At 78.7% G+C, this 553-nt stretch carries 1 protein-coding gene; it reads left to right on the plus strand.

Annotation, left to right across the window (positions count from 1 at the left end; all coding sequences use genetic code 11):
- Positions 1-553 (plus strand): FUSC family protein (locus amrb99_RS49645; RefSeq protein WP_190869058.1); only part of this gene is annotated, 553 nt, incomplete at both ends.

Consider the following 553-nt stretch of genomic DNA (forward strand, 5'->3'; position numbering starts at 1 on the left):
TGCTGCGGGCGCTGCGGCCGGGCTCGCCGCTGCTGCCCGTCGCCGCCCGCGTCGCCACGGGCGCCGCGCTCGCCGGCTGGGCGTCGATGGCGCTCGGCGTCGGGCGCCCCTACTGGGCGGTGGTGACCGCCGCCGCCGTCTTCCAGGCCAACATCACCCTCAGCTGGCGGCGCGGGCTGCAGCGCGCCGTGGGCAACCTGGCCGGTCTCGCCCTGTTCACCGTCCTGCTCCCGACGACCCGCGCCGGCGGCCTCGCGCTGGTCGCCGCCGTGATGGCGCTGCAGTTCTGCACCGAGGCGACCATGGCCCGCAACTACTGGCTGGGCAGCGTGTTCGTGACGCCGATGGCGCTGCTGATGGTCGAGCTCGCCGCGCTCCAGCCCGCCGGGAGGCTGGCGGCCGAGCGCTGGCTGGACACCTGCGTCGGCGTCGCGGCCGGCCTGCTGAGCTGCGCGCTCGTCACCAACCGCCGCGCCACCGGCCGGATCGGCGCCGCGCTCGCCCGGCTCGACGCCGCCACCGCCGCCGCCCGCGCGCTCGGCGACGGCGCCCC

The organism is Actinomadura sp. RB99 (assembly GCF_014706005.1).
Lineage (GTDB): Bacteria > Actinomycetota > Actinomycetes > Streptosporangiales > Streptosporangiaceae > Spirillospora.